General features: G+C 47.3%; 5 protein-coding genes. All 5 read left to right on the forward strand.

What is annotated here, in order from left to right; genetic code table 11:
• On the forward strand, positions 1 to 337 hold a 337-nt coding region (locus MHN01_RS21110), incomplete at its 5' end, for a glucuronate isomerase (protein WP_239413256.1).
• Complete coding sequence (locus MHN01_RS21115; RefSeq protein WP_239413258.1) at positions 334 to 1,302, forward strand: sugar kinase; 969 nt, start codon at positions 334 to 336, stop codon at positions 1,300 to 1,302. The genes MHN01_RS21110 and MHN01_RS21115, both read left to right, overlap by 4 nt.
• Positions 1,299 to 1,925, forward strand: a complete 627-nt coding sequence (locus MHN01_RS21120) for a bifunctional 4-hydroxy-2-oxoglutarate aldolase/2-dehydro-3-deoxy-phosphogluconate aldolase (protein WP_239413259.1) — start codon at positions 1,299 to 1,301, stop codon at positions 1,923 to 1,925. Before MHN01_RS21115 ends, MHN01_RS21120 begins: the two co-directional genes overlap by 4 nt.
• Before the next feature lie 101 nt (positions 1,926 to 2,026).
• Positions 2,027 to 2,692, forward strand: coding sequence for a hypothetical protein (locus MHN01_RS21125; protein ID WP_239413261.1), 666 nt, complete (start codon positions 2,027 to 2,029; stop codon positions 2,690 to 2,692).
• A complete protein-coding gene (locus MHN01_RS21130) occupies positions 2,685 to 3,194 on the forward strand; it encodes a YgjV family protein (RefSeq protein ID WP_239413263.1) in 510 nt (169 codons plus the stop codon). Before MHN01_RS21125 ends, MHN01_RS21130 begins: the two co-directional genes overlap by 8 nt.
• The last annotated feature ends 165 nt before the right edge of the window (positions 3,195 to 3,359 follow it).

Here is a 3,359-nt window from a genome sequence, read left to right on the forward strand (position 1 = left end):
CATGATCGGAAATTTCCAGGGGGGCGGGATCGCCGGCAAGGTACAGTTCGGCTCGGGCTGGTGGTTCAACGATCAGAAAGACGGGATGCAACGTCAGATCGAACAACTCTCCCAACTGGGGCTACTAAGCCAGTTTGTCGGTATGCTGACCGACTCCCGCAGCTTCTTATCCTATACCCGCCACGAGTATTTCCGTCGCATTCTATGCAACACCATCGGCCAGTGGGTACAAAACGGCGAGGCTCCAAATGACATCACTATGCTAGGAAAACTGGTACAGGATATCTGCTGCCATAACGCCAAAGCCTACTTTAAGTTACCGGGAGAAAAGGTATGAAGCACATCGCAATCATCGGTGAGTGCATGATTGAACTAAATGGCACTCCATTTGGTGCCATGGAACAGGCCTATGGTGGCGACTCGCTCAATACTGCCGTCTATATAGCTCGCACCGCGGGTCAATCCGTGGCTGTTGATTACATCAGTGCCCTTGGTACAGATCCAATCAGCGATGGCATGCTCTCTCGCTGGCAGCAGGAAGGCGTCAATACCCAATGGGTATTGAGAGACCCGGCCCGTCAGCCGGGCTTGTACCTTATTCAGCTCGATGAAGAGGGAGAAAGAACGTTTCTGTACTGGCGCAATCAATCTGCTGCAAGGTTCTTGCTCCAGCACCCTAGCTTCACCGAAGTGGAAGCTCATCTTCACACTGTCGATATGGTCTACGTCAGCGGTATTAGCCTTGCCATTTTGCCTGCAGCCGACAGAAAGAAGCTTTTGCAGCTACTGCAGTCTTTAAAACACGATGGCGTCGAAATAGCCTTCGACTCAAACTATCGCCCTGCACTTTGGCAGAGTGCCGAAGAAGCACGCTCCTGTTACCAGCAATTATTGCGCATAACCGACTTGGCGCTGGTAACAGATGACGATGAAATGTTGCTTTGGGGCGATAAGACCCACGAAGAAACACTGGCCCGCTTGCACCACGCAGGAGCGGGTCAAATCGTGCTGAAAATGGGGGCAAAAGGCTGTCGATATACTGACTTTTCAACCTTGGTTTCAGAGCATATTGCCACGAACCCAGTTGAAAATGTCATAGATACAACATCTGCCGGCGATTCCTTCAATGCAGGTTTTCTCGCCGGTTACCTCACAGGTAAAACGCCCCGTGACGCAGCTCTCCAGGGCCACCAGCTCGCCGGAACGGTTATCCAGCACAAAGGCGCGATCATTCCATCGTCAGCCACCCAGACTATCAACTTTAACACTGTACTAAATTCAAAAAAGGACTACGCATCATGAGTACCGTATCTGAACAACTCGCCGCAATCAAAGTTATCCCAGTCATTGCGATTGACCGTGCAGAAGACATTATTCCTCTTGGCAAGGCTCTATCCGAGAATGGGCTTCCGGCTGCTGAAATTACCTTCCGTTCAGATGCCGCAGCAGAAGCAATTCGACTACTTCGCGAAGCACAACCAGAGATGCTAATTGGCGCCGGGACGGTATTAAATCGCGAACAAGCCATTGCCGCGAAAGAAGCGGGCGCCACCTTTGTCGTATCTCCGGGCTTCAACCCCAATACTGTCAAAGCCTGCCAGGAAATCGGGATTGATATCGTTCCAGGCGTAAACAACCCTTCGACCGTCGAAGCGGCTCTTGAGCTAGGCATTACGACACTGAAGTTTTTCCCGGCCGAAGCTTCTGGCGGGATCAATATGCTCAAATCCCTGCTTGCACCGTATACACAAGTACAGTTCATGCCGACTGGCGGTGTAAATGCTAAAAATGTAAACGACTACCTGGCAATTGATCGTGTGTTCGCCTGCGGCGGCACATGGATGGTTGATAAGAAGCTTATCAATACTGGCCAGTGGGATGAAATTGGTCGTCTCGCTCGTGAAGCGGCTGACCTTGTAAAATAAGTCGCTACAACACCCATAAACCGATTAGGCTTCCTATTGGAGGCCTTTCTTTTACTCGAACCTTTCACTGATTAAACGATGACTGTCGGGAGCTTTTCTTAATGAATATTGCTTTTCTCTATACCTTAAAAGCCAACGAATCCCTCTTTCAACCGTATATAGAAAAGTATCTTGGCGGCATGCCGGTTACGGTTACCCATCACACCAATGAAAGCCTATTACAACACGCAATGGAGGACGGTTTAACGGACCAGGTTGCTAAAGCAGTGCAGCATTCAATATCTGAAATAGCAGCGCAAGGTGCAGATATTATCATCTGTACCTGCTCGACAATTGGGGAGCTTGCCGAAAAGACACCAGATATCAGTTCAAAGGTTATCCGTGTCGACCGACCAATGGCTGAAGCTGCCCTCCAGTATGAAAGCATACTCGTACTTGCAGCGATAGCCAGCACTCTTGAGCCTACTATCTCGTTGCTTCAATCTGTTATCCAGACGAACGAAGCTAATCATTGCCCGCAACGAATTATCGAAACCAGCGTAATACCAGAAGCCTGGCCATATTACTTTTCAGGTAATACCGAAATGTATACAAGGAAAATTGCAGGTTATATCAATAGTATCCAAGCTGGCCCCAGAGCAATACTCCTAGCACAAGCATCCATGGCCCCGGCTGTTGAGCTCTGTAAAGAAAACCAGTTTGAGATCCTGACCAGCCCGGAATTATGCCTTCGATATTTAGCACAGCAGGTGAGTCAGTATGCCTGAATTAGATTTTCCCCAGATAATCGGTATTGTGGCATTTATCATTGGTGCCAGCGCATTCCTGCATCAAGATGGACATAAGTTTCGTGTCCACTTAACAGTATTTCAAATCGTTCTTTGTTCACACTTCGTCTTAATGGGAGCAATTACTGCAGCTTTGGGTTGTGGTATCAGCGCATTACGCAGCTATGCCTCAACCCGGACCCAGTCAAGCAAAGTGATGTGGTTCTTTATTGCATTATTATGGCTTATGGGATTACCGAATGTGGGCTATAGCTATGAGCTGCTTACGATCTTTGGTGCATCTGTGGCAACGTGGGGAATGTTCAAGGCGCAGGGGATTAAATTTCGACTACTTATTTTATTCAATTCTTTTTGCTGGTTAACTAACAACCTGTTACTGGGTTCAATTGGTTGCTCAATGATGGAATCTACCTTTATCATTGTCAATCTGTTCACCATAGTCAGAATGACAAAGTTAAGACAGAAACAACATCAAAACTAAATTACGAGTATATTCTTTGACAGTACTTTAAAACCACCCAAGGTTTTCTCCTTGAGTGGTTTTATCATTAATAACATTATATCGAAACCAAATAACCATCACACTGCTTCATTTCAGGAACAAACGCCAATTTGTCTGCCGACATTATTAATCCATTAGACATTT

It is taken from the genome of Photobacterium sp. OFAV2-7 (genome assembly GCF_022347985.1).
GTDB lineage: Bacteria > Pseudomonadota > Gammaproteobacteria > Enterobacterales > Vibrionaceae > Photobacterium.